The organism is Pantoea sp. CTOTU46764 (assembly GCF_031974595.1).
Taxonomy (GTDB): domain Bacteria; phylum Pseudomonadota; class Gammaproteobacteria; order Enterobacterales; family Enterobacteriaceae; genus Pantoea; species Pantoea trifolii.
Genome location: NZ_DALYOQ010000010.1, coordinates 1 through 26347 on the forward strand (window position 1 = coordinate 1; position 26347 = coordinate 26347).

Genomic DNA, 26347 nt, shown 5'->3' on the forward strand with positions numbered 1-26347 from the left:
CCATCCCGGCCTTCCCCCGCAAGCGGGGGAAGGAGATGCTGCCACATGCAACTTCCCAACTATCATATTGCAGCATCTTCCTCCCCCATTTATGGGGGAGGACCGAGGAGGGGGGCAGCAAGCACGGACCGAGGAGGGGACAGCGCTCGCTGAACTATTTCTGCTCGCGGCGCTTAAACACCAATTCGTTCTCGCTGCTTTCCGCCCCATCAAGAAAATACCCATCCACATCGAACTTCTTCAGCTGCGCTGGCTTAGTCAGGCGGTTCTGAATCACATAGCGGCTCATCAAACCGCGCGCTTTCTTGGCGTAGAAGCTGATGACTTTGAACTTGCCGTTCTTCTCATCGAGGAACACCGGCTTGATCAACTCGGCGTTGAGTTTCTTCGGCTTGATGGCTTTGAAATACTCATCGGATGCCAGATTGATCAGCACGTCATCGCCTTGCTCAGCAATCGCCTCGTTTAACTTCTCAGTCAGCAAATCGCCCCAGAAGCCGTAAAGATCTTTGCCAGCCGGATTCGCCAGCTTGATGCCCATCTCCAGGCGATAAGGCTGCATCAAATCGAGTGGGCGCAGCAGACCGTATAATCCGGACAACATGCGCAGGTGCTGCTGGGCAAAATCGAAATCGTTGTCACTAAAGGTTTCGGCCTGCAAACCGGTATACACATCGCCTTTGAACGCCAGAATCGCCTGACGCGCATTCTCCAGCGAGAAGGGCGGCTGCCATTGGTTAAAACGATCGGCATTCAGGTGCGCCAGCTTGTCGCTAATGCCCATCAGTGAGCTGATTTGCGCCGGTGAAAGATCGCGCGCAACGTCAATTAATTGGTGTGATTTTTCTAACAGCGCCGGTTGGGTAAAGCGTTGTGTCGCCAGCGGGCTTTCATAGTCCAGTGTCTTCGCTGGTGAGATAACCATCAGCATCGTGTACGTCCTCTTTGACCCGCAGGTTTATCAGGGAATTGAAGGGAAAATGTCGCAAGGAGTGTAGCAAAAAAGCGGCATGGATCGGCAAATCGCTCCCATTTGTTAGCGCTATCGTAAAGGGCACTTCGTGGTGTTGCGCCGTCACTTGTGCGTGATATTATCGTAACAGCCTTTTACACCCTGACAGTCAACCTAAGAGAAAGAGAACCATGACGGACAAACTTACTTCCTTGCGTCAGCTGACTACTGTGGTCGCCGACACCGGTGATATCGCGGCAATGAAGCTTTACCAGCCGCAAGATGCGACCACCAACCCTTCTTTGATTCTCAACGCCGCTCAAATCCCTGAATACCGCAAACTGATTGACGAAGCCATTACCTGGGCACGTCAGCAGAGCAGCAACAAAGAAGATCAGCTGGCGCTGGTTTCTGACAAGCTGGCCGTCAACATTGGTCTGGAAATTCTCAAACTGATTCCAGGTCGCATCTCGACAGAAGTGGATGCGCGCCTCTCTTACGACACTGAAGCGAGCATCGCTAAAGCGCGTAGCCTGATCAAACTGTATAACGATGCGGGCATTAGCAATGACCGTATCCTGATCAAACTGGCGTCAACCTGGCAGGGTATCCGTGCTGCTGAGCAGCTGGAAAAAGAAGGCATCAACTGTAACCTGACGCTGCTGTTCTCCTTCGCGCAGGCGCGTGCGTGTGCCGAAGCCGGCGTGTTCCTGATCTCTCCATTCGTTGGCCGTATCCTCGACTGGTACAAGCAGAACACCGATAAGAAAGAGTACGCAGCACACGAAGATCCAGGCGTGGTATCTGTGGCTGAAATCTACAACTACTACAAGCAACACGGCTATGAAACCGTGGTGATGGGCGCGAGCTTCCGTAACGTTGGCGAAATCATTGAGCTGGCGGGCTGCGACCGTCTGACCATCTCTCCGGGCCTGCTGAAAGAGCTGGCTGAGAGCGAAGGTACCGTTGAGCGTAAACTGAGCTACACCGGCGAAGTGAAAGCGCGTCCAGCGAAGATGACTGAAGCTGAGTTCTTCTGGCAGCATAACCAGGATCCAATGGCGGTGACCAAACTGGCTGAAGGTATCCGCAACTTTGCCATCGATCAGGGCAAACTTGAGAAGATGATCGCCGAACTGCTGTAAGGTGATTGGCCGTGGCGGCGACAGGCTGCCACGGTTTTACGTTTTTCCCGCACTTCCTGTATTATCCTTTTACTTCCCACGTCATTTGCTGCCTTGCAGCCAACCACAGCGATAACTCTATGGATACTTTACGAATTGGATTAATTTCCGTTTCCGATCGTGCTGCTAACGGCATCTATCAGGATCAGGGCATTCCGGCGTTAGAGAGCTGGCTCGCCGCCGCGCTGGCGACGCCGTTTGAAATCGAAACGCGTCTGGTGCCGGATGAGCAACCCATGATTGAGCAGACGATCTGCGAGCTGGTCGATGAGCTGTTCTGCAATTTGGTGCTCACCACCGGCGGTACCGGGCCTGCGCGACGTGATGTAACGCCAGATGCCACGCTGGCGGTCGCCGACCGTGAAATGCCAGGCTTCGGCGAGCAGATGCGTCAAATCAGCCTGCAATTTGTGCCGACCGCCATTTTGTCGCGTCAGGTTGGCGTGATTCGCAAACAGTCATTGATCCTCAATCTGCCGGGTCAGCCAAAATCCATTAAAGAGACGCTGGAAGGACTGAAAGCGGAAGATGGGACGGTGAAGGTGCCGGGGATTTTTGCTGCTGTACCTTATTGTTTACAGCTGCTGGAAGGGCCCTATGTGGAAACACATGCCGATGTGGTAGCAGCTTTTCGCCCCAAAAGCGCCCGTCGTGAGACAAATGACTAAAAATCGGCATTTTCAGGCATAAAATCTAGCGGCACTGGTGTGGCAAAATATTGACGGTATAGTAATCCAATCTTTACATAAGTTGTTTTGCCTCTGGATACCGCTGGATTATGGATACGCACGCAACGCGTCGACTCAATGGACAGGATTACAAAACCCTGTCGCTGGCCGCCCTTGGTGGGGCGCTGGAATTCTACGACTTCATTATCTTCGTCTTCTTTGCCGCCGTGATCGGCGAGCTGTTCTTCCCGCCTGATATCCCCGAATGGCTGCGTCAGGTGCAGACCTTCGCCATCTTTGCTGCCGGTTATCTGGCGCGTCCGTTAGGCGGCATCATCATGGCGCACTTTGGTGACAAGGTTGGGCGTAAGAAGATGTTCAGCCTCAGCATTCTGTTGATGGCGCTGCCGACGTTAGCAATGGGTGCATTGCCCACTTATGCCAGCATCGGCATCGCTGCGCCGCTGTTGATGTTGCTGATGCGCGTGCTGCAAGGCGCGGCTATTGGCGGTGAAGTGCCAGGCGCGTGGGTGTTTGTCGCCGAACATGTGCCCGAAAAACGCATCGGTTTTGCCTGCGGCACGCTGACGGCGGGCTTAACCGCCGGCATTCTGCTCGGTTCACTGGTGGCAACGGTGCTGAACACCACGCTATCGCCTGCTGCGATTCGCGATCACGGCTGGCGCATTCCTTTCTTCCTCGGCGGGGTGTTTGGCCTGCTGGCGATGTATCTGCGTCGCTGGCTGCATGAAACGCCGGTGTTCCAGCAGATGCAGCAGCGCAAAGCGCTGGCAGAAAAAATGCCGCTGCAAACCATCCTCGCCAGTCATAAGCGCGGCATTGTGATTTCGATGCTGCTGACCTGGCTGCTGTCGGCCTGCATTGTGGTGGTGATTTTGATGGCACCAACGCTGATGCAGAAACAGCACGGCATTCCTGCCGCGCTCAGTCTGCAAGCCAACAGCTTCGCCACCATTATGCTGCTGCTGGGTTGCGTTATCGCCGGATGGCTGGTGGATCGTTTTGGTGCGGCGCGATCGCTGATGGTTGGTTCATTACTGCTGGCGATTGGCAGCTGGAACTTCTTCCATCAACTGGGCAGCACGCCGGAAATGCTGTTTATCTGGTATGGCTTAGCGGGCCTGAGCGTTGGCGTGGTAGGCGTGGTGCCGTTTGTGATGGTGCGCGCGTTTCCGGCGGCAGTGCGCTTTACCGGCATCTCGTTCTCTTACAATGTTGCTTACGCGATTTTTGGTGGCCTGACGCCAATAAGCGTGACGTTAATGATGAGCCTGACGCCAATGGCACCGGCCTGGTATGTGCTGGCGCTGGCGGTGATTGGCTTTATGGTGGGCATCTGGCTGTGGCGCGATAGCCGTCAGCAGCATGCGCAGTTGGATATGTCGCTGCACTCGTCATAATGCAAAAAGCGGAGCCAAGCAGCTCCGCTTTTTCATTTGTTACTCGCCAATCGGCAATACCGTACGGCCAAACTTCTCATTCAACACTTCGCCCATCGCCAGATAGAACGCGCTCGATCCGCAAATGATGCCAATCCAGCCAGCAAAGCGCAGCAGCACCGCGTTATCGGTCAGGTGGCCAATGGCCAGCAGCGCAAACAGCAGCGTCAGACTGGCGAAGATGAACTGCAACATTTTCGGTGAGTTGAGCGTACCGAGGAACAGGAACGCGGTGAACACGCCCCACAGCGCGAGATAGGCGCCAAGGAAGTGGCCGTCGGCTGCCTCTGCCAGCCCCAGTTTCGGCAGCAGCAGAATCGCCACTAACGTTAACCAGAAGCTGCCGTAAGAGGTAAAGGCGGTCAGCCCGAAGGTGTTGCCTTTCTTATACTCCAGCAGCCCGGCAAAAATTTGCGCGATGCCGCCGTAGAAAATACCCATCGCCAGGATGATCACATCCATCGCAAATAGGCCAGTGTTGTGTAAGTTGAGCAGGATGGTGGTCATACCGAATCCCATCAAGCCCAACGGGGCGGGATTCGCCAGCGTGGTATTGCTCATAATTCCTCAGAAGCAGCGTTGAAGATGTTGTTAGTGTTTTACCCCCGCGCAAACCGCTGGTGGCGCGAGGCGCTGCATAATAAGCGGCCTCTTTTTGGCCAACTTTGATCTGAATCGACCAGAGAATGAAATTTTTTTTAGTTTTAACCCTTGATGCGCATCGAACCGGCCCCATTTACTTGTCATCGAGCGTTGTGAGGCAGCAAAAAAAGCCTGCTTCAGCAGTTGAAAGTGGTCAGTTTGACCGCATCTCTGTTTCACAACCCTAATTGGCAAAGAATTTAAGTGGGAGATGTTTAGATGGGTAAGATTATTGGTATTGACTTGGGTACAACCAACTCATGTGTTGCAGTTATGGATGGTGGTAAAGCACGCGTGCTGGAAAACGCCGAAGGCGACCGCACCACGCCGTCGATCATTGCGTATTCACAGGATGGCGAAACTCTGGTTGGTTCACCGGCTAAACGTCAGTCTGTGACCAACCCGCAGAATACCCTGTTTGCGATTAAGCGCCTGATTGGCCGTCGCTTCCAGGACGAAGAAGTACAGCGTGATATCAAAATCATGCCTTACAAAATCATCGGCGCGGATAATGGCGACGCATGGCTGGACGTGAAAGGTCAGAAAATGGCACCGCCGCAGATCTCTGCTGAAGTGCTGAAAAAGATGAAGAAAACCGCGGAAGATTTCCTCGGTGAAGCAGTCACTGAAGCGGTTATCACCGTTCCAGCTTACTTCAACGATGCGCAGCGTCAGGCGACCAAAGACGCCGGCCGTATCGCGGGTCTGGAAGTAAAACGTATCATCAACGAACCAACCGCAGCTGCACTGGCTTACGGTCTGGATAAAGGTCAGGGCAACCGCACCATTGCGGTATACGACCTGGGCGGCGGTACTTTCGATATCTCAATCATTGAGATCGACGACGTTGATGGCGAGAAAACCTTTGAAGTTCTGGCAACCAACGGTGATACCCATCTTGGTGGTGAAGACTTCGATAGCCGTCTGATTAACTATCTGGTGGCCGAATTTAAGAAAGATCAGGGCATCGATCTGCACAACGATCCGCTGGCCATGCAGCGTCTGAAAGAAGCGGCAGAGAAAGCTAAGATCGAGCTCTCTTCAGCGCAGCAGACCGATGTTAACCTGCCGTACATCACGGCGGATGCGACCGGTCCTAAGCACCTGAACATCAAAGTAACGCGTGCGAAACTGGAATCTCTGGTTGAAGATTTGGTATCTCGCTCAATCGAGCCGTTGAAAGTGGCTCTGCAAGATGCGGGTCTGTCTGTTTCAGACATCAACGACGTGATCCTGGTAGGCGGTCAAACGCGTATGCCAATGGTTCAGGCTAAAGTGACTGAGTTCTTCGGTAAAGAGCCACGTAAAGACGTGAACCCGGATGAAGCGGTAGCCGTGGGTGCTGCGGTTCAGGGCGGCGTGTTGGCGGGTGAAGTGAAAGACGTTCTGCTGCTGGACGTTACCCCGCTGTCGCTGGGTATCGAAACCATGGGCGGCGTGATGACGTCGCTGATCAGCAAGAACACCACCATCCCAACTAAGCACAGCCAGGTGTTCTCGACTGCTGAAGATAACCAGTCTGCCGTGACCATTCACGTGCTGCAGGGTGAGCGTAAGCGTTCAGGCGATAACAAATCACTGGGCCAGTTCAACCTCGACGGTATCCAGGCTGCACCGCGCGGTATGCCGCAGATCGAAGTCACCTTCGATATTGATGCGGATGGTATCCTGCACGTGTCGGCGAAAGACAAAAACAGCGGTAAAGAGCAGAAGATCACCATCAAGGCTTCTTCTGGTCTGAATGAAGAAGAGATCGAAAAAATGGTGCGTGACGCGGAAGCGAACGCCGAGTCTGACCGCAAGTTCGAAGAGCTGGTTCAGACCCGTAACCAGGGCGATCAGATTTCGCACAGCACCCGTAAGCAACTGGACGAAGCGGGCGACAAACTGTCTGCAGACGACAAAGCACCAATCGAAGCGGCGTTGACCGAGCTGAACACCGCGCTGAAAGGCGAAGACAAAGCGGAAATCGAAGCCAAAATGCAGGCATTGATGGAAGTGTCCAGCAAACTGATGGAGCTGGCACAGCAGCAGGGTCAGGCAGCAGATGCAGGCGATGCTTCTGCACAGAAAGAAGACGACGTTGTCGACGCTGAGTTTGAAGAAGTTAAAGACAAAAAATAATTGCCCCTGACCGGGCGCGATGGCTGGCCTGACAGCCGTTGAAACCAGCACGGGCGTAGGAGATCTCTCCACGCCCGTGCGATCATGTTAAGGGCAGAACAAATATGGCTAAGAGTGATTTATACGAGATCTTAGGCGTCTCTAAATCCGCAGATGAGCGTGAAATCAAAAAGGCTTACAAGCGCCTGGCGATGAAATACCATCCGGACCGTAATCCGGACAATAAAGAAGCCGAAGCAAAGTTTAAAGAAATTAAGGAAGCCTACGAAATTCTGACCGACGCACAGAAGCGTGCGGCTTACGACCAATATGGTCATGCAGCCTTTGAACAAGGTGGCATGGGCGGCGGTGGCGGCTTCGGCGGCGGCGGTGCTGACTTCAGCGATATCTTTGGCGACGTATTTGGCGATATTTTTGGTGGTGGCCGCCGTCAGCGTGCCTCACGTGGCGCCGATTTACGCTACAACATGGAGCTAACGCTGGAAGAAGCGGTACGCGGCGTGACCAAAGAGATCCGCATTCCAACTCTGGAAGAGTGCGATGTCTGCCACGGCAGCGGCGCGAAAGCGGGGACCAAACCGCAGACCTGTCATACTTGTCATGGCGCAGGCCAGGTGCAGATGCGTCAGGGCTTCTTCACCGTGCAGCAGGCGTGTCCGACCTGTCACGGTCGCGGTTCAGTGATCAAGGATCCGTGCAATGCTTGTCATGGACACGGTCGTGTTGAGCGCAGTAAAACCCTGTCGGTGAAAATCCCTGCAGGCGTGGATACCGGCGATCGCATTCGTCTGACCGGCGAAGGTGAAGCGGGCGAACACGGCGCACCAGCGGGCGATCTGTACGTTCAGGTTTCGGTGAAAAAACACCCGATCTTCGAGCGTGAAGATAACAACCTGTATTGCGAAGTGCCGATTAATTTCGCGATGGCAGCATTGGGTGGCGAGATTGAAGTGCCAACGCTTGATGGCCGCGTGAACCTGAAAGTGCCTTCTGAAACGCAAACCGGCAAGCTGTTCCGCATGCGCGGTAAAGGCGTGAAATCGGTGCGTGGCGGTGCGGTGGGTGATTTGCTGTGTCGTGTGGTGGTGGAAACGCCAGTCAGCCTCAACGACAAACAGAAAGCGTTGCTGCGCGAACTGGAAGAGAGTTTTGGTGGCCCGAGCGGCGAGAAAAACAGTCCGCGCTCCAAAAGCTTCCTCGACGGTGTGAAGAAGTTCTTTGACGATTTAACGCGTTAATTCCATCAGTTATGCAGTCACAAAGCGGAGAGGAAACTCTCCGCTTTTTTTATGTTTTGCCGCTAAACGGTCGCTCCTGATGTAAGCTCAACCTGCCTTGCGTGTGATATGAGCTGAAATGCCCTCATAATGCATCGGCATTGCCGAGCAATTAACGAGATATAAGCTGCTTTTAACGAGGTGTCTGAATCGCTACACTTCTCAGCCAAAATGTCTCTACTCAGGAGGAGTTGTGAACAAACCCCGTTCTATTCGAAGCTTGCTGAAAAGCTTTATCGCCAGTGACGCCAGCAACGGCATGGTGCTGATTTTGGCGGCCGTTGCGGCGATGATTTTGGCGAACAGCGCAGAAACCGCTCAAGGTTATCAATCGTTTCTTGCCGAGCCGGTGCAAATTCGCTTTGGCGCATTAGACATCAGCAAAAACCTGCTGCTGTGGATCAACGATGCCATGATGGCGCTGTTTTTCCTGGTGATTGGTTTGGAAGTGAAACGTGAGCTGATCACCGGTGAACTCGCTAGCCGCGATCGCGCTATTTTCCCGGTGATTGCGGCAATTGGCGGCATGGTTATGCCAGGACTGATTTTCCTGATGCTCAATCATGGCGATCCTATTGCACGTAACGGCTGGGCAATTCCTACCGCGACCGATATCGCCTTTGCTTTGGGCGTGCTGGCGCTGCTAGGCAGCCGCGTGCCGACCGCGCTGAAAGTGTTCCTGATGGCGCTGGCGATTATTGATGATCTTGGCGCTATCGTGATCATCGCGCTGTTCTACACCAGCGATCTTTCGGTGTTGTCGTTGAGCGTGGCGGCGGGTGCGATTGTGCTGCTGGCGATTCTCAATCGTTGCGGCGTGCGTAACATTGCCATCTATATGTTGGTCGGCATTGTGCTGTGGACGGCGGTGCTCAAATCGGGTGTGCACGCAACGTTAGCGGGCGTGATTGTTGGCTTCTTTGTGCCGCTGGAAGAGAAGAATGGTCATTCTCCGGCCGAGCATCTGGCGCATGGTTTGATGCCGTGGGTCAACTGGCTGATTCTGCCGCTGTTCGCTTTCGCTAACGCCGGCATCTCGCTGAGCGGCATTACCTTTATGGATGCGCTGTCGCCAGAGCCGCTGGGCATCATTCTCGGCTTACTGATTGGTAAACCGTTGGGCATCACGTTGTTCTGCTGGCTGGCAGTGAAGTGGCGGCTGGCGGTACTACCGGGAGGCACCACCCTACGCGATATCATGGCGATTGGTGTGCTGTGCGGTATCGGCTTTACTATGTCGATCTTTATTAGTTCGCTGGCGTTTGATGCCGCCCACGAGCAACTGGTGACCTTCTCCAAACTGGGGATTCTCAGTGGCTCGCTGCTTTCGGCGATCATTGGTTACACGCTGCTGCGCATCAAACTGCGTTAAAAGAGGAAGGAGGCGAAAGCCTCCTTTTTTTGCCGATGAATCAGCTCAATTTTAATCATCTCTACTATTTCTGGCAGGTGTGTAAAACCGGCTCGGTGGTGCGTGCGGCGGATGTGCTGTGCCTGGCGCCACAGACGGTTACTGGCCAGATTAAATCGCTGGAAGAGCAACTCGGCGGCGTGCTGTTTCGCCGTCAGGGACGCGGTTTGGTGCCCAATGAGCTTGGGCAACTGGTGTTCCGCTATGCCGATCGCATGTTCATGCTGAGTCAGGAGATGCTCGATATCGTTAACTACCGCAAAGAGTCGCATCTGCTGTTTGATGTAGGCGTGGCGGATGCGCTGTCAAAGCAACTGGTGAGTAAGGTGCTGGAGGCGGCAGTGGTGGCTGAAGAGAGAATCCATTTACGCTGTTTTGAATCAACGCATGAGATGCTGCTGGAACAGCTGAGCCAACACAAGCTGGATATGATCCTTTCCGATTGCCCGATTGATTCCACTCAGCAGGAAGGGCTGTTTTCGGTCAAGCTGGGCGAGTGTCCGATCAGCTTCTGGTGCAACACGCCGTTACCTAAGCTGCCGTTTCCCGCTTGTCTGGAAGAGCGGCGCTTGCTGATTCCTGGTCGTCGCTCAATGCTGGGCCGCAAACTGCTGAACTGGATCCACAGCCAGGGCTTGCAGGTGGAGATTCTGGGTGAGTTTGATGATGCGGCCTTAATGAAGGCATTTGGTGCGCTGAACAACGCGATATTTGTGGCTCCCACACTGTATGGTGACGAGATTTACCGGGATGACGCCATCAAAGAGATTGGACGGTTGGATGCGGTGATGGAGGAGTATCACGTGATTTTTGCCGAACGGATGATTCAGCATCCGGCGGTACAGCGGATCTGCCATCGCGACTTCAGTGCGCTGTTTACCCCTGAATTGCAGGCATAAAAAAACCGGCTAAGCGCCGGTTCTTTTTTACAAAGCGATAAACAGACAGGCGATTAAGCCAGTTTGTTGATCTGTGCAGTCAGGTTTGCTTTATGACGTGCAGCTTTGTTTTTGTGGATCAGACCTTTAGCAGCCTGACGGTCCACGAGTGGTTGCATTTCGTTGAATGCGTTCTGCGCAGCAGCTTTGTCGCCTGTTGCGATAGCCGCGTATACTTTCTTGATGAAAGTACGCATCATTGAACGGTTGCTTGCGTTATGCTTGCGACGTTTCTCAGATGTTACGGCGCGTTTCTTAGCTGATTTGATATTAGCCAAGGTCCAACTCCCAAATGTGATCTATATGGACAAATCAAAGGCCGAGGACTATGCCTTTTGCGCCTTCTTATGTCAATGGATTTGTGCAAATAAGCGTCGTTTTAAAAACAACACTCGATTACGTAATTGATGGCGCAGGATTCTACCAGCAACGCGGCGTTGAATACAGTATTTCGCAGCAAAAATCTTCAGATCCTTGCTAAGCAACTGGCTACGCGTGGAATAAGCCGCGCCAGAAGCAGGAAAGGCACGTATACGGGTTAACCTAAACGCCATTCAAGGGTATAATCCGCCGATTTCCACCGGTTTGAGTCAGCCATGAAGTTTATCCGCGGTATTTATAATCTGAAAGAGCAGCATCGCGGCTGCGTCCTGACCATTGGTAATTTCGACGGCGTACATCGCGGCCACCAGGCTTTGATGGCTGAATTAATTGCTGAGGGACGAAAACGCAATCTGCCGGTGGTGGTGATGGTCTTTGAGCCACAACCGCTTGAACTGTTTGCAGGCGATAAAGCCCCGGCGCGCCTTACGCGTTTGCGTGAAAAACTGAAATACCTCGAACAAGCGGGCGTTGATGCCGTACTTTGCCTACGTTTTGATCGTCGCTTCGCTGCGCATTCGGCGCAGAGTTTTATTTCCGAATTGCTGGTGGACAAGCTCAACGTCAAGTTCCTGGCCGTCGGCGATGATTTCCGCTTCGGCGCTGGTCGCCAGGGGGATTTCCTGTTATTACAGAAGGCCGGTGCGGAGTATGGCTTTGAGGTCATCAGCACCCAAACTTATTGCGATAGCGGCAAGCGCATCAGCAGCACCGCCGTTCGTCAGGCGCTGGCGCAGGATGATTTTGCGCAAGCCGAAGCGCTGCTGGGCCATCCGTTCAGCATCTCAGGTCGCGTAGTGCATGGCGATGCACTCGGGCGCACCATCGGTTTCCCAACGGCTAATCTCCCTTTGCGTCGCACTGTTACGCCGGTTAAAGGCGTGTTTGCAGTGGAAGTGTTGGGCCTCGGCGATCAGCCGCTGCCTGGCGTGGCCAATATTGGTACGCGCCCAACGGTAAAAGGTTTACGTCAGCAGCTTGAAGTTCACCTGCTCGACACAAATATGAATCTCTATGGGCGTCACATTGAAGTGGTGCTGAAACAGAAGATTCGCGATGAACAGCGTTTCGCTTCGCTGGACGCGCTGAAAGAACAAATTGCGAAAGATGTGGTGACGGCCCGCCAATTCTTTGGGCTAAAAACACCGGTTTAATGACCGAAATACGGAATCGAGAATCTGATGAGTGACTATAAATCTACCCTGAATTTGCCGGAAACGGGGTTCCCGATGCGTGGCGATCTGGCCAAGCGTGAACCGGGAATGCTGCAACGTTGGTATGATGACAACCTGTACGGCATCATCCGCGAAGCCAAGAAAGGGAAAAAAACCTTTATTTTGCATGATGGCCCTCCTTATGCGAACGGCAGCATTCATATTGGTCACTCAGTTAACAAGATTCTGAAAGACATTATCGTTAAGTCGAAAGGCATGGCGGGCTATGACTCGCCGTACGTTCCCGGTTGGGACTGCCACGGTTTGCCGATTGAGCACAAAGTTGAGCAGATGATTGGTAAGCCGGGCGAGAAAGTCAGCGCGGCTGAATTCCGTGCCGCTTGCCGCCAATACGCGGCGGAGCAGGTTGAAGGTCAGAAAAATGACTTCATCCGTCTCGGCGTGCTGGGCGACTGGGATCGTCCTTACCTGACGATGAACTTCCAGACCGAAGCCAACATCATTCGTGCGCTGGGTAAAATCATCGGCAACGGCCATCTGCACAAAGGCGCGAAGCCGGTGCACTGGTGCATGGATTGCCGCTCGGCGCTGGCTGAAGCGGAAGTGGAGTATTACGACAAAACTTCACCATCCATCGACGTGATGTTCAATGCCGTTGATGCTGATGCAGTGCGCGCGAAGTTTGGTGTTGCCGCGTCAGAAGGCCCGGTTTCACTGGTGATCTGGACCACCACGCCGTGGACCATGCCAGCCAACCGCGGTATCTCGCTGCATCCGGAATTTGAATATCAGCTGCTGCAGATCGAAGGTCGCAGCCTGATCCTCGCCAAAGAGATGGTTGAGAGCGTGATGAAGCGCGCCGGCATCAGTGACTGGAAAGTGCTGGGCGAATGCAACGGCGCGGCGCTGGAGCTGCAACTGTTCCAGCATCCGTTCCTCGAGCAAATCCAATCCAAAGTGGTGCTGGGTGAGCACGTGACGCTGGAAGCCGGTACCGGTGCGGTACATACCGCGCCAGGCCATGGTCCGGATGACTATGTTATCGGTCAGAAATACGGTCTGGAAACCGCCAATCCGGTGGGGCCAGATGGCGCGTATCTGCCAGGCACCTATCCCACGCTGGATGGGGTAAACGTCTTTAAGGCCAACGACATGATCGTTGAGCTGCTGAAAGAGAAGGGCGCGCTGCTGCACGTTGAGAAACTGCTGCACAGCTACCCGCACTGCTGGCGTCACAAAACGCCGATCATCTTCCGTGCTACGCCACAATGGTTCATCAGCATGGATCAGAAAGGCCTGCGTGCACAGTCGCTGAAAGAGATCAAAGGCGTGCAGTGGATCCCGGATTGGGGCCAGGCGCGTATCGAAGCGATGGTGGCGAACCGTCCAGACTGGTGTATCTCACGTCAGCGTACGTGGGGCGTGCCGATGGCGCTGTTCGTGCACAAAGAGAGTGAGCAGCTGCATCCGGATACGCTGGAGCTGATGGAGAAAGTCGCCAAGCTGGTTGAGCAGGACGGCATTCAGGCGTGGTGGGATCTCGATCCGCGCGACCTGATGGGCGACGACGCTGACCACTACGTTAAAGTGCCAGACACCTTAGACGTGTGGTTCGACTCCGGATCAACCAGCTACGCGGTAGTCGATGCGCGTCCGGAATTCGGTGGTCATACGCCGGATATGTATCTGGAAGGTTCTGATCAGCATCGCGGCTGGTTCATGTCTTCTCTGATGATCTCCACCGCGATGAAAGGCAAAGCGCCTTATCGTCAGGTACTGACGCACGGTTTTACCGTGGATGGTCAGGGCCGCAAGATGTCGAAATCAATCGGCAACACCGTGGCGCCACAGGATGTGATGGATAAGCTGGGCGCGGATATTCTGCGTCTGTGGGTCGCCTCTACCGATTACTCCGGTGAGATGGCGGTCTCCGACGAAATCCTCAAGCGTGCCGCAGACAGCTATCGTCGTATCCGTAACACCGCGCGTTTCCTGCTGGCTAACCTTGCTGGCTTCAACCCGGCGACCGATTGCGTCAAGCCGGAAGAAATGGTGGTGGTGGATCGCTGGGCGGTTGGCCGTGCGCTGGCAGCGCAGCAGGATATCGTGCACTCCTACGAAAACTACGATTTCCACGAAGTGGTGCAGCGTCTGATGCACTTCTGCTCTATCGAAATGGGCTCGTTCTATCTCGATGTGATCAAAGATCGTCAGTACACCGCGAAAGGCGACAGCCTGGCGCGTCGCAGCTGCCAAACCGCGCTGTGGCATATCGTTGAAGCGCTGGTGCGCTGGATGGCGCCAATCATGTCCTTCACCGCAGACGAAATCTGGGGCTACCTGCCGGGCGAGCGCGCGAAATACGTGTTCACTGAAGAGTGGTACCAGGGTCTGTTTGGTCTGGCGGATAACGAAGCGCTGAACGACGCCTATTGGGATGATCTGCTGAAAGTGCGCGGCGAAGTGAACAAGGTCATCGAGCAAGCGCGAAGTGACAAACGCATCGGTGGCGCGCTGGAAGCCACGGTTACGCTGTATGCGGATGCCGAGCTGGCCGCTAAGCTGCAGGCGTTGGGCGATGAGCTGCGTTTCGTGCTGTTAACTTCAGGCGCAACCGTGGCGGATTACGCCACTGCCAGCGATGAAGCGCAGCAGAGCGAACTGTTCAAAGGTCTGAAAATCGCGCTGCACAAAGCAGAAGGCGAGAAATGTCCGCGCTGCTGGCATTACACTACTGACGTTGGCCAGAATCCTGAGCACGCTGCGGTATGTGGCCGTTGCTACACTAACGTGTCCGGAAACGGCGAGCAGCGGAAATTTGCCTGATGAGTAAAGCTATTTCTTCGACCGGTTTGCGCTGGCTTTGGCTGGTGCTGGTGGTGATCGCCATCGATTTTGGCAGCAAAATGTGGGTCATGGATAACATGATGCTGCATGAAACGCAGCCGCTGATGCCGTTCCTGAATCTGTTCTACGCGCACAACTATGGCGCGGCGTTCAGCTTCCTGGCGGACAAAGGCGGCTGGCAGCGCTGGTTCTTTGCCGGCATCGCCATTGCTATCGTCGTGGCGCTGTTGGTGATGATGTATCGCAATGCTGCCAGCAACAAATTAACCAATATTGCCTACGCGCTGATTATCGGCGGGGCGTTGGGTAACCTGTTTGACCGTTCGTATCACGGCTTTGTGGTCGATTTTATCGACTTCTATGTCGGAGACTGGCACTTCGCGACCTTCAACATCGCCGACTGTGCCATCTGTATCGGCGCGGCGCTGGTGGTGCTGGAAGGTTTTCTCAGCCCGAACGGCAAACCGGCAAAAGACAAAGGGTAAAAAAATGAGTGAGTCTGTTCAGCGCGATAGCGCGTTGCTGGTGCATTTTACGCTGAAGCTGGAAGATGGCTCGACGGCCGAATCCACGCGCGCCAACGGCAAACCTGCGCTGTTCTGTCTGGGCGATGGCAGCCTTTCAGCCGCGCTGGAACAGCAACTTCTGGGGCGTAAAGTGGGCGACAAGCACGCCTTTACCCTCGAGCCGGAGGATGCCTTCGGCGGCACCAGCCCGGATCTGGTTCAGTACTTTTCGCGTCGTGACTTTAACGACGCGGGCGAGCCGGAAGTCGGTGCCATCATGCTGTTCAGCGGCCGTGGCGGCAGCGAAATGCCTGGCGTGATCCGTGAAGTTTCCGGCGACTCCATCACCGTAGATTTCAACCATCCGCTGGCGGGTCAGCGCATTCAGTTTGATATTGAAGTGCTGGAGATTGATCCGGCGCTGGAGGCCAACGATGCAAATCCTGTTAGCTAACCCACGCGGTTTCTGCGCAGGCGTTGATCGCGCCATCAGCATCGTCGAGCGCGCGCTGGAGATGTACGGCGCGCCCATCTACGTGCGTCATGAAGTGGTGCATAACCGCTACGTGGTGAGCAGCTTGCGCGAACGTGGAGCGATCTTTATTGAGGAGATCGCTGAAGTGCCGGATAACGCCATTCTGATCTTCTCCGCACACGGCGTATCGCAAGCGGTTCGCGCCGAAGCCAAAGCGCGTAACCTCACCATGCTGTTTGATGCTACCTGTCCGCTGGTGACCAAAGTGCATATGGAAGTGGCGCGCGCCAGCCGTAAAGGTGTCGAAGCGATTCTCATTGGTCACGCGGGGCATCCGGAAGTGGAAGGCACCATGGGCCAGTACAGCAATCCCAACGGCGGCATGTATCTGGTGGAATCACCGGAAGATGTGTTCAAGCTGAACGTCAAAGATGAGAGCAACCTGTGCTTTATGACGCAGACCACGCTGTCAGTCGATGATACTTCGGACGTGATTGATGCACTGCGTCAGCGCTTCCCGGCGATTATCGGTCCACGTAAAGATGACATCTGCTACGCCACCACCAATCGTCAGGAAGCCGTTCGCGTGCTGGCGCGAGATGCTGAAGTGGTACTGGTAGTGGGATCGAAAAACTCCTCTAACTCGAACCGTCTGGCCGAACTGGCGCAGCGTGCTGGTAAGCTGGCGAAGCTGATCGATTCGGCTGATGACATTCAGGAAGAGTGGGTCAAAGATAAGCAGATCATCGGCGTCACTGCGGGCGCATCTGCTCCAGATATTCTGGTGCAGCAGGTGATTCAGCGTCTGCGTGAGCTCGGCGGTGAAGCGGCGATTGAGCTGATTGGCCGTGAAGAGAACATTGTGTTTGAAGTACCGAAAGAGCTTCGCGTTGACGTGCGTAACGTGCAGTAAGCGGTTCACACCGCAGTAAAATCAGGCCGACATTGTTCGGCCTTTTCTTTGCCTGTCGCAGCCAGAAATCCCACTTCCAGCATGCGGGATTGCTTTTACTGATAATGTTTCGCGGCTGGCATAAAATTCTTATATCCCTTTATTATTGTGGCGTGACTGTTATCTGACCGTTAACCTGTTTACGCTTTACATGCATAGATTTGTATCAGGAATGAATAATTATGAGTGAAATCCGCATTGCTATCGTTGGTGCGCCGGGTCGCATGGGACGCAATTTGATTCAGGCCGCACAGCAGGCGGAAGGTGTCGCGCTCGGCGCGGCACTGGCGCGTAGCGGTTCGTCATTGCTGGGCGTTGATGCTGGCGAACTGGCGGGCATCGGCAAAACGGGCGTGATTGTCTCTGACGATCTGCAAAAGGTGGTTAACGACTTCGATATCCTGATCGATTTCACCCGTCCGGAAGGCACGCTGGAGTATCTGGCGTTTTGTCGCCAGCACAACAAAGCGATGGTGATCGGCACCACCGGTTTTGATGAAGCCGGTAAAGCGGCGATTCGCGCGGCAGCTGAAGAGATTGGCATCGTGTTCGCTGCCAATTTCAGCGTGGGCGTCAATCTGGTGCTGAATCTGCTGCAGCAGGCGGCGAAGGTAATGGGCGACTACGCGGATATTGAAATCGTTGAAGCGCACCATCGTCATAAAGTTGATGCACCATCAGGTACAGCGCTGGCGATGGGCGAGGCGATTGCCGATGCCATGAAGTGGAATCTGAATGAGCACGCGGTATATGCCCGTGAAGGTCATACCGGTGAGCGTAAAGCGCAAACCATCGGATTTGCTACCGTGCGCGCCGGCGATATCGTGGGTGAACACACGGCGATGTTTGCAGATATTGGTGAGCGTGTAGAGATTACCCACAAGGCTTCCAGCCGTATGACCTTTGCAAATGGTGCAGTTAAGGCGGCAAGTTGGTTAAAGAACAAGAAATCTGGCCTTTATGATATGCGTGATGTGCTGGATTTATCGATGTTGTGAGTGTTGTGAACCATCGTGATGTGGTTATTTCAATCGGTAAGACCTTGATTGACGAGGGTAATGTGATCATTGCCCTTTATTTTATCTATAAATAGGTGTTTTGTCTTTTTTTCACTTCGAAGTGCTTATTTGTCGTGATTGGTGAGCGTTTATCAGGCTTGCAATGGCTAGTTTTGACCATTTGGTCAAAAATTTATGCGTGTTAGCATCACTTTGCCATTATTGCTGTCAGGCAACCGATTATTTTTCCGAGTTATCTCACTCTTTTGTCGCCTTTCACCGTTTTTAACATTCAGTTGCCCGAAATATACAAAAAAATAACCACATGTTGTAGACAAGGTGCGGGGCGATCATTAGAATGCGCGCAATTTGCCAAAATTCGAGTACTCAGGCGGGTTTTGCATTGATTCTGCCACTGGTTTTGAATTAATATGCAAATATTGTGACTGTTTATTCCCTGGAGGATGTTTTGATTAAGTCAGCGCTCTTGGTTCTGGAAGACGGAACCCAATTCCACGGTCGGGCCATCGGGGCTACGGGGTCGGCAGTGGGAGAAGTTGTTTTCAACACTTCAATGACCGGTTATCAAGAAATCCTCACTGATCCTTCCTATTCCCGCCAAATCGTTACCCTCACTTATCCCCATATCGGCAATGTTGGCGTTAACGCCGCCGATGAAGAATCCAGCCAAATCCATGCTCAAGGCCTCGTTATTCGCGATCTGCCGCTGATTACCAGCAACTTCCGCAGTGAAGAAAGTCTGTCAGCTTACCTGCAGCGCAATAACATCGTTGGCATCGCCGATATCGACACGCGCAAATTGACCCGTTTGCTGCGCGAGAAGGGCGCACAGAGCGGCTGCATTATTGCGGGTGATAATCCGGATGCCGCACTGGCGCTGCAGAAAGCGCAGGCGTTCCCGGGCTTGAAAGGCATGGACTTGGCGAAAGAAGTGACCACCGCTGAAACCTACGCGTGGCAGCAAGGTAGCTGGACACTGGAAGGTGACCTGCCGGAACAGAAAACGGCGGAAGAGCTGCCGTTCCATGTGGTGGCGTACGATTACGGCGCTAAGCGCAACATCCTGCGCATGCTGGTGGATCGCGGCTGCCGCCTGACGGTAGTACCGGCGCAAACCCCGGCGGAAGAGGTTCTTGCACTCAATCCAGACGGTATTTTCCTGTCGAACGGTCCTGGCGACCCGGAGCCGTGCGACTACGCGATTAACGCCATTCAGGCGTTCCTGAAAACCGATGTTCCGGTATTCGGTATCTGCCTTGGCCATCAGCTGTTAGCGCTGGCGAGCGGTGCCAAAACCATCAAGATGAAACTCGGCCACCACGGCGGCAACCATCCGGTGAAAGATCTCGACAACAATACCGTGATGATCACCGCGCAGAACCACGGTTTTGCGGTGGATGACAGCCAGTTGCCGGCCAATCTGCGCGTGACGCATGTGTCGCTGTTCGACCAAACCGTGCAGGGCATTCATCGCACTGACAAACCGGCCTTCAGCTTCCAGGGACACCCGGAAGCGAGCCCAGGCCCGCACGATGCGGCGCCACTGTTCGATCACTTTATCGAACTGATCGAAGCATACCGTTCTAACGCGAAGTAATCAGGAGCCCACGATGCCAAAACGTACAGACATAAAATCCATCCTGATTCTTGGTGCTGGCCCGATCGTTATCGGCCAGGCATGTGAATTTGACTACTCCGGTGCGCAGGCGTGTAAAGCGCTGCGCGAAGAGGGCTACCGCGTCATTCTGGTTAACTCCAACCCGGCAACCATTATGACCGACCCGGAAATGGCTGATGCGACTTACATCGAGCCGATTCACTGGGAAGTGGTACGCAAGATTATCGAAAAAGAGCGTCCGGATGCGGTGCTGCCAACCATGGGTGGTCAGACAGCGCTGAACTGTGCGCTGGAGCTGGAGCGTCAGGGCGTGCTGGCTGAGTTCGGCGTCACCATGATTGGTGCAACTGCCGATGCCATCGATAAAGCTGAAGATCGTCGTCGCTTCGACGTGGCGATGAAGAGCATTGGTCTGGGCACCGCACGTTCCGGTATCGCGCACACCATGGAAGAAGCGCTGGCGGTGGCCGAAGACGTTGGCTTCCCGTGCATCATTCGCCCTTCCTTTACCATGGGCGGCACCGGCGGCGGTATCGCTTATAACCGTGAAGAGTTCGAAGAGATTTGCGAACGCGGTCTCGACTTGTCGCCAACCAATGAGCTGCTGATTGATGAGTCGCTGATTGGCTGGAAAGAGTACGAGATGGAAGTGGTGCGTGATAAAAACGACAACTGCATCATCGTCTGCTCGATCGAAAACTTCGATGCGATGGGTATTCACACCGGTGACTCCATCACCGTAGCGCCGGCGCAAACCCTGACTGACAAAGAATACCAAATCATGCGTAACGCCTCGCTGGCGGTGCTGCGTGAAATCGGTGTCGAAACTGGCGGTTCGAACGTCCAGTTCTCGGTGAACCCGAAAGATGGCCGCATGATCGTCATCGAAATGAACCCGCGCGTATCGCGTTCGTCAGCGCTGGCTTCGAAAGCGACCGGCTTCCCGATTGCCAAAGTGGCGGCGAAACTGGCGGTGGGCTTCACCCTCGATGAGCTGATGAACGACATTACCGGCGGCTTAACGCCAGCGTCGTTCGAACCTTCTATCGACTACGTCGTTACCAAGATTCCTCGCTTCAACTTCGAGAAGTTCGCCGGTGCCAACGATCGTCTGACAACGCAGATGAAATCAGTGGGCGAAGTGATGGCGATTGGCCGTACCTTCCAGGAATCGATGCAGAAAGCGCTGCGCGGTCTGGAAGTCGGTGCCAACGGTTTCGATCCGAAAGTCAGCCTTGACGATCCCGAAGCGTTAACGCGCATTCGTCGCGAACTGAAAGATGCTGGTTCTGACCGTATCTGGTACATCGCTGATGCATTCCGTGCAGGTATGTCGGTTGATGGCGTGTTCAACCTCACCAACATCGATCGCTGGTTCCTGGTGCAGATTGAAGAGCTGGTGCGTCTGGAAGAGCAGGTTGAGCGCGAAGGTGTGAACTCGCTGAATGCGGAATTCCTGCGTGCGCTGAAGCGTAAAGGTTTTGCTGATGTACGTCTGGCCGCGCTGGCGGGTGTTTCTGAAGGCGAAATCCGTAAGCTGCGTCAGCAATTTAACCTGCATCCGGTTTATAAGCGCGTTGATACCTGTGCGGCTGAGTTCGCCACCGACACCGCTTATATGTACTCAACCTACGAGGAAGAGTGCGAAGCCAATCCAAACCAGGATCGTGAAAAAATCATGATTCTGGGTGGTGGTCCAAACCGTATCGGCCAGGGCATCGAGTTTGATTACTGCTGCGTGCATGCGGCGCTGGCGCTGCGTGAAGACGGTTATGAGACCATCATGGTCAACTGTAACCCGGAGACCGTATCAACCGATTACGACACTTCGGATCGCCTCTACTTCGAGCCGGTCACGCTGGAAGACGTGCTGGAAATCGTACGTATCGAGAAGCCGAAAGGCGTCATCGTACAGTACGGCGGCCAGACGCCGCTGAAACTGGCACGCGCGCTGGAAGCGGCTGGCGTTCCGGTGATTGGTACCAGCCCGGACTCGATTGACCGTGCAGAAGACCGCGAGCGTTTCCAGCAGGCGGTTGATCGCCTGAGCCTGAAGCAACCGGCGAACGCCACCGTTGCCACGCTGGAGCAGGCCGTTGAGAAAGCGGCTGGTATCGGCTATCCGCTGGTGGTGCGTCCTTCTTATGTGCTGGGCGGCCGCGCGATGGAAATCGTCTACGACGAAATCGACCTGAAGCGTTACTTCCAGACGGCGGTATCGGTCTCTAACGATGCGCCAGTGCTGCTGGATCGCTTCCTCGACGACGCGGTTGAAGTGGATGTCGATGCGATTTGCGACGGCGAGCGCGTGCTGATTGGCGGCATCATGGAGCACATCGAGCAGGCGGGCGTGCACTCCGGGGACTCCGCGTGTTCACTGCCGGCCTACACGCTGAGCACTGAAATCCAGAACGTGATGCGTCAGCAGGTGGAAAAACTGGCCTTCGAGCTGAACGTACGTGGCCTGATGAACGTGCAGTTCGCGGTGAAGGACAATGAAGTTTACCTGATTGAGGTGAATCCACGTGCCGCGCGTACCGTGCCGTTCGTGTCGAAAGCCACGGGCGTGGCGCTGGCGAAGGTTGCCGCGCGCGTGATGGCAGGTAAAACGCTGGCTGAGCAGGGCGTCACTAAAGAAGTGATTCCACCGTATTACTCGGTGAAAGAAGTGGTGCTGCCGTTCAACAAGTTCCCAGGCGTTGACCCGATTCTCGGCCCAGAAATGCGCTCTACCGGTGAAGTGATGGGCGTCGGTCGCACCTTCGCTGAAGCCTTCGCCAAAGCGATGCTGGGTGCGCAGAGCAACATGAAGAAAACCGGTCGCGCGTTGCTGTCAGTGCGTGAAGGCGATAAGAAACGTATCGTCGACCTGGCGGCAAAACTGCAGAAGTTTGGTTTCGAGCTGGATGCGACACACGGTACCGCAGTGGTGCTGGGTGAAGCGGGCATCAATCCACGTCTGGTGAACAAGGTGCATGAAGGTCGTCCGCACATTCAGGATCGTCTCAAGAACGGCGAATATACCTACATCGTCAACACCACGGCGGGACGTCAGGCAATTGAAGACTCCAAGCTGATTCGTCGTAGCGCGCTGCAGTACAAAGTGCATTACGACACCACGCTGAACGGCGGCTTTGCCACGGCGATGGCGCTGAACGCGGATCCGACTGAGCAAGTGATTTCGGTGCAGGAAATGCACGCGCAAATTAAATAATCATTGGTTTGATAGTAATAAAGCGGCTCCTGCTGGAGCCGTTTTTTTTGGCCTTTTACCCGCAGCTGAATATCCTTATCTGTAAAAATCCTATTGATTTGACATATGTTTTATCAGTTGATGCGGAAAGGCTTACACCTCGGAATATCCGCACAAATTTATAAATAAGATTCCAGTGAGCGCACCGTACTATTTCGCTCGCTCATCAATAGAGCGCTCACCTTAACTGGGATATAAAAAATGCAAATGCGTGCTTTCACTCTCAGCGCTATTGCTGCGTTACTCGCAGCGGCGCCACTCGCCAGCCAGGCGGAAATTACTTTACTCAAGCAGGATCCACAGGCGGGCGATGCGCTAAGCCGTCTCGACTTCAAAGTGGGCGGCAGTATTCGTCCGCAATACCTGCATCAGAATGGCGTCAACGACAAGTCGTACAAACGTAATGGCTATGACGGCGGATCGCGTTTCCGTTTCACCGCCAATTATTACCTGTTCGACGACGTAAGCTGGGTGGGTTACTACGAGCTGGGCGTTAACTTCCCAGCCTGGTGGGGTTGGGACAATCATCATGCGGATGGTGCGAACAACACCTCGCGTCGCCAACTCTATACCGGCTTCAAAAGCGCCACCCTGGGTGAACTCTACTTTGGACAGCAGAACAGCGTTTACTACGATGTAGTGGGTGCGAAAACCGATATCTGGGATTACGACATGCTGGCCCAGGCACCGGGCAACGGTATCAATGGCGACTACGACGGCTCGTACCGTTCGCGCAAAATGCTGAAGTACAAAAACACCTTCGGCGATGCGGATGTGTATGCATCTTACCTGTTTGAAGATAACGAATTCCTGCCAGGCAACGGCCTGCGCTATAAGCGTAAAGGCGGCGGTTCGCTAGGCGTGAACTACCACATCACCAAAGATTTGGCATGGGGCACCGCGTGGAACTACACCCGCGCCGATATCCGCAATCCAAACAATGGCGACAGCAAACGCTATGACCAGAATATCTACGGTACCGCGCTCAGCTGGACACCGGATAACTGGACGCTGTCAGCCGGTGCCGGTTGGTATGAGAACTTCTCACCAACCAAACGCAACACCGTTAACAACTACTTCGCGGATGACGCGTGGGGCATCGAATACTTTGCTGGCTACAAATTCCCAATTGGTCAGTATGCGGTGAAATCCATCCAGCCTTACTTCATGGGCGACCGTCTGGAGTTCGTCAACGGACGTGACTACAAACGTATCGATAACGGCGTTGGCGTGAGTGCACAGCTGGATTACGGCTTCCGTGTCGATTACGAATATGTCATCACCTCCAGCACAGACAAGTCACTGGGCAACGTGAACCTGGTGCGTCTGCGCTACGATTTCTAAAGCGTCTCAACGGCTCCTGCGGGGGCCGTTTTCTTTTGTCGCACAGAGTGCGCTTTTCTTTACACTGCGATACCGATAATGCGACGTTTCGCGCGGAGTTGTGCCGCCTCGTCAGCAATTTCTGGCTCCTCGCCCCGCTATTGCCGGGAAAGTCGGTGTAAAACTCTGTCCAATAACAAAAGTGCGGTGGCATCGGAGCTTTACGCAAATAGCGGGGTCGGCCTATCGACGAAAGTTTCGCCTTTACGTATGATGGCGCCAATTTTTTCCAGTAGGTCTTTTAACATGATTAGTCTGATCGCGGCACTGGCAGCGGACCGCATTATTGGTATGGAAAACGCCATGCCATGGAACCTGCCAGCAGATTTGGCGTGGTTCAAACGTAATACCTTGAATAAGCCGGTGATTATGGGTCGTCTGACCTTTGAATCGATTGGCCGTCCGCTTCCTGGCCGCTTGAACATTGTGGTCAGCAGCCAGCCGGGCAATCACGAAGGCGTTACCTGGGTGACATCGCTGGAAGAGGCGGTAAAAGCGGCAGGTGATGTTGAAGAAATGATGGTGATTGGTGGTGGACGCGTTTACGAGCAGATGCTGGCTCGCGCGGATCGTCTTTATCTGACGCATATCGATGCGGAAGTGGAAGGGGATACGCAGTTCCCGGATTACGAGCCGGACGAGTGGCAGTCAACCTTCAGCGAATTCCACGATGCCGATGAGCAGAACTCGCACAGCTACTGCTTCGAGATCCTCGATCGCCGCACCTAGAATTGCCATTTATCGCGACCAATAAAAAACCCCGCTGAAGCGGGGTTTTTTATTTACGGCGTGTCACTTAACGGCGGATGCGCACTGACCGCGCTCTCGGCCATCGCCTGTTCGCGGTTGGATGCCTGCACGTAATACTGCCTGGTTTCCCAATGCAGCAGCGTCAATGTTCCGCCCCAGCAGCAGCCAGTATCCAGCCCAATCACATGTTCCGGCGTGCCTTTACCTTCCAGCGATGCCCAGTGACCAAAGATCTGCGTATAGTCGCTGTCGATTTTGCCCGGCACGTTAAACCACGGCTTAAGCGGTGGCGGAGCCGATTCTGGCGACTCTTTGCAGATCATATCCAGCTGGCCATTCGGGAAGCAGAAGCGCATGCGCGTCAGCGCATTGGTGCTAAAGCGCAGTCGCGCCAGGCCACTGAGCTCCGGCGTCCAGTTGTTCGGCATGTCGCCGTACATCGCATCGAGAAACAGCGGATAGCTGTCACTGGAAAGCACCGCTTCCACTTCACGAGCGCACAGCTGCGCTGTCTCCAGATCCCACTGTGGCGTAATGCCTGCATGCGCCATCAACAGTTTCTTCTCTTCATCCACCTGCAACAGCGGCTGACGACGTAACCAGTTGATCAACTCGTCGGCATCATCGGCTTCCAGCAGCGGCGTCAGGCGATCTTTCGGTTTATTGCGGCTGATACCGGCAAATACCGCCAGCAAATGCAGGTCGTGATTACCCAGCACCAGGCGCACGCAATCACCCAGCGATTTCACATAGCGCAGCACATCGAGCGAGCCGGGGCCACGCGCCACCAAATCGCCGGTAAGCCATAAGGTGTCCTGCTGCGGATCGAAATCAACCTGCGCTAATAGCGCACGAAGCTCGTCATAACAGCCATGAACATCGCCAATCAGGTATGTACTCATTGTCAGTCCGATTAAAACGCGCCGCCCGGACGGGCCGGGCGGAAGGGATTAGTGAATGTGGGTTTGCACCGCGAGTCGGAACACCGGAATCTCGACGTGGAACTCTTCGCCCGCATCATCGATCATCACATAGTGACCTTGCATGGTGCCCATCGGCGTCTCCAGAATCGCGCCGCTGGTGTACTGATACTCGCCGCCGGCCGCAATGTGCGGCTGTTCGCCGACCACGCCTTCACCTTGCACTTCAGTCTCGCGACCGTTGCCGTTGGTGATCAGCCAATAGCGGCTGCGCAGCTGTACGTTGCTGCGCCCCAAATTGCGAATGGTGATGGTGTAGGCAAACACGTAGCGATCCTCGTCGGGCAAGGATTGCGACTCCACATACTGACTATGCACATGGATACAGACGCGGGCCAGTTCACTCATGCAC

The 26347-nt window shown here is 54.4% G+C and carries 22 protein-coding genes; 17 read left to right on the forward strand and 5 right to left on the reverse strand.

Annotation, left to right across the window (positions count from 1 at the left end; all coding sequences use genetic code 11):
* Nucleotides 1–154: 154 nt before the first annotated feature.
* Nucleotides 155–931, reverse strand: a complete 777-nt coding sequence (gene yaaA / locus RTM06_RS05660; protein WP_312180580.1) for a peroxide stress protein YaaA — start codon at nucleotides 929–931, stop codon at nucleotides 155–157.
* 212 nt (nucleotides 932–1143) lie between these two features.
* Between yaaA and tal the strand changes: the two genes are divergently transcribed.
* From tal to RTM06_RS05675, 3 genes are all read left to right on the forward strand, one after another.
* Nucleotides 1144–2097, forward strand: a complete 954-nt coding sequence (tal, locus tag RTM06_RS05665; protein WP_064737626.1) for a transaldolase — start codon at nucleotides 1144–1146, stop codon at nucleotides 2095–2097.
* A gap of 119 nt (nucleotides 2098–2216) precedes the next feature.
* Nucleotides 2217–2804, forward strand: coding sequence for a molybdopterin adenylyltransferase (gene mog, locus RTM06_RS05670; RefSeq protein WP_312180583.1), 588 nt, complete (start codon nucleotides 2217–2219; stop codon nucleotides 2802–2804).
* A gap of 110 nt (nucleotides 2805–2914) precedes the next feature.
* Nucleotides 2915–4225, forward strand: coding sequence for an MFS transporter (locus tag RTM06_RS05675; protein ID WP_265301119.1), 1311 nt, complete (start codon nucleotides 2915–2917; stop codon nucleotides 4223–4225).
* Between the two features lie 39 nt (nucleotides 4226–4264).
* Here RTM06_RS05675 and satP read toward each other — a convergent pair whose 3' ends face one another.
* Entirely contained in the window at nucleotides 4265–4825 is a 561-nt protein-coding gene (gene satP / locus RTM06_RS05680) for an acetate uptake transporter (protein WP_312180586.1), read from the reverse strand.
* Between the two features lie 300 nt (nucleotides 4826–5125).
* On the opposite strand from satP, the gene dnaK reads away from it, so the two are divergent.
* The 4 genes from dnaK (at nucleotide 5126) to nhaR (ending at nucleotide 10617) form a co-directional block, all read left to right on the forward strand.
* On the forward strand, nucleotides 5126–7030 hold the full coding sequence (dnaK, locus tag RTM06_RS05685; RefSeq protein WP_312180588.1) for a molecular chaperone DnaK: 1905 nt from the start codon (nucleotides 5126–5128) through the stop codon (nucleotides 7028–7030).
* A 104-nt stretch (nucleotides 7031–7134) separates the two neighbouring features.
* The gene (gene dnaJ / locus RTM06_RS05690; protein ID WP_008108664.1) at nucleotides 7135–8268 is read left to right on the forward strand and encodes a molecular chaperone DnaJ; all 1134 of its coding nucleotides are present in this window, start codon (nucleotides 7135–7137) and stop codon (nucleotides 8266–8268) included.
* Between the two features lie 232 nt (nucleotides 8269–8500).
* Nucleotides 8501–9679, forward strand: coding sequence for a Na+/H+ antiporter NhaA (nhaA, locus tag RTM06_RS05695; protein WP_256695565.1), 1179 nt, complete (start codon nucleotides 8501–8503; stop codon nucleotides 9677–9679).
* A 35-nt stretch (nucleotides 9680–9714) separates the two neighbouring features.
* A complete protein-coding gene (gene nhaR / locus RTM06_RS05700) occupies nucleotides 9715–10617 on the forward strand; it encodes a transcriptional activator NhaR (RefSeq protein ID WP_293797864.1) in 903 nt (300 codons plus the stop codon).
* Between the two features lie 53 nt (nucleotides 10618–10670).
* Here nhaR and rpsT read toward each other — a convergent pair whose 3' ends face one another.
* On the reverse strand, nucleotides 10671–10934 hold the full coding sequence (gene rpsT, locus RTM06_RS05705; protein WP_036619798.1) for a 30S ribosomal protein S20: 264 nt from the start codon (nucleotides 10932–10934) through the stop codon (nucleotides 10671–10673).
* Between the two features lie 318 nt (nucleotides 10935–11252).
* On the opposite strand from rpsT, the gene ribF reads away from it, so the two are divergent.
* From ribF to folA, 10 genes are all read left to right on the forward strand, one after another.
* A complete protein-coding gene (gene ribF, locus RTM06_RS05710) occupies nucleotides 11253–12191 on the forward strand; it encodes a bifunctional riboflavin kinase/FAD synthetase (RefSeq protein ID WP_256695569.1) in 939 nt (312 codons plus the stop codon).
* A gap of 27 nt (nucleotides 12192–12218) precedes the next feature.
* Nucleotides 12219–15038 carry an isoleucine--tRNA ligase gene (gene ileS, locus RTM06_RS05715; RefSeq protein ID WP_312180597.1) on the forward strand — a complete coding sequence of 940 codons (2820 nt, stop codon included), beginning with the start codon at nucleotides 12219–12221 and terminating at the stop codon, nucleotides 15036–15038.
* A complete protein-coding gene (gene lspA / locus RTM06_RS05720) occupies nucleotides 15038–15544 on the forward strand; it encodes a signal peptidase II (protein WP_008108657.1) in 507 nt (168 codons plus the stop codon). Before ileS ends, lspA begins: the two co-directional genes overlap by 1 nt.
* Before the next feature lie 4 nt (nucleotides 15545–15548).
* The gene (gene fkpB, locus RTM06_RS05725) at nucleotides 15549–16019 is read left to right on the forward strand and encodes an FKBP-type peptidyl-prolyl cis-trans isomerase (RefSeq protein WP_008108656.1); all 471 of its coding nucleotides are present in this window, start codon (nucleotides 15549–15551) and stop codon (nucleotides 16017–16019) included.
* Nucleotides 16000–16953: a 4-hydroxy-3-methylbut-2-enyl diphosphate reductase gene (gene ispH, locus RTM06_RS05730; RefSeq protein WP_008108655.1), complete on the forward strand. Its 954-nt coding sequence runs from the start codon at nucleotides 16000–16002 to the stop codon at nucleotides 16951–16953. Before fkpB ends, ispH begins: the two co-directional genes overlap by 20 nt.
* A gap of 221 nt (nucleotides 16954–17174) precedes the next feature.
* Nucleotides 17175–17990, forward strand: a complete 816-nt coding sequence (dapB, locus tag RTM06_RS05735; RefSeq protein ID WP_312180600.1) for a 4-hydroxy-tetrahydrodipicolinate reductase — start codon at nucleotides 17175–17177, stop codon at nucleotides 17988–17990.
* Between the two features lie 469 nt (nucleotides 17991–18459).
* Nucleotides 18460–19608, forward strand: coding sequence for a glutamine-hydrolyzing carbamoyl-phosphate synthase small subunit (carA, locus tag RTM06_RS05740; RefSeq protein WP_256695575.1), 1149 nt, complete (start codon nucleotides 18460–18462; stop codon nucleotides 19606–19608).
* Nucleotides 19609–19621: 13 nt separating this feature from the next.
* Nucleotides 19622–22843: a carbamoyl-phosphate synthase large subunit gene (gene carB, locus RTM06_RS05745; RefSeq protein WP_312180603.1), complete on the forward strand. Its 3222-nt coding sequence runs from the start codon at nucleotides 19622–19624 to the stop codon at nucleotides 22841–22843.
* A gap of 240 nt (nucleotides 22844–23083) precedes the next feature.
* Nucleotides 23084–24226 carry a porin gene (locus RTM06_RS05750; RefSeq protein WP_265301143.1) on the forward strand — a complete coding sequence of 381 codons (1143 nt, stop codon included), beginning with the start codon at nucleotides 23084–23086 and terminating at the stop codon, nucleotides 24224–24226.
* A gap of 285 nt (nucleotides 24227–24511) precedes the next feature.
* Nucleotides 24512–24994, forward strand: coding sequence for a type 3 dihydrofolate reductase (gene folA / locus RTM06_RS05755; protein ID WP_137385137.1), 483 nt, complete (start codon nucleotides 24512–24514; stop codon nucleotides 24992–24994).
* A gap of 53 nt (nucleotides 24995–25047) precedes the next feature.
* On the opposite strand, the gene apaH is transcribed toward folA, so the two are convergent.
* Both apaH and apaG read right to left on the reverse strand, forming a co-directional pair.
* A complete protein-coding gene (gene apaH / locus RTM06_RS05760) occupies nucleotides 25048–25917 on the reverse strand; it encodes a bis(5'-nucleosyl)-tetraphosphatase (symmetrical) ApaH (RefSeq protein ID WP_312180606.1) in 870 nt (289 codons plus the stop codon).
* Nucleotides 25918–25965: 48 nt separating this feature from the next.
* Nucleotides 25966–26343, reverse strand: coding sequence for a Co2+/Mg2+ efflux protein ApaG (gene apaG / locus RTM06_RS05765; RefSeq protein WP_265301150.1), 378 nt, complete (start codon nucleotides 26341–26343; stop codon nucleotides 25966–25968).
* Nucleotides 26344–26347: the final 4 nt, after the last annotated feature.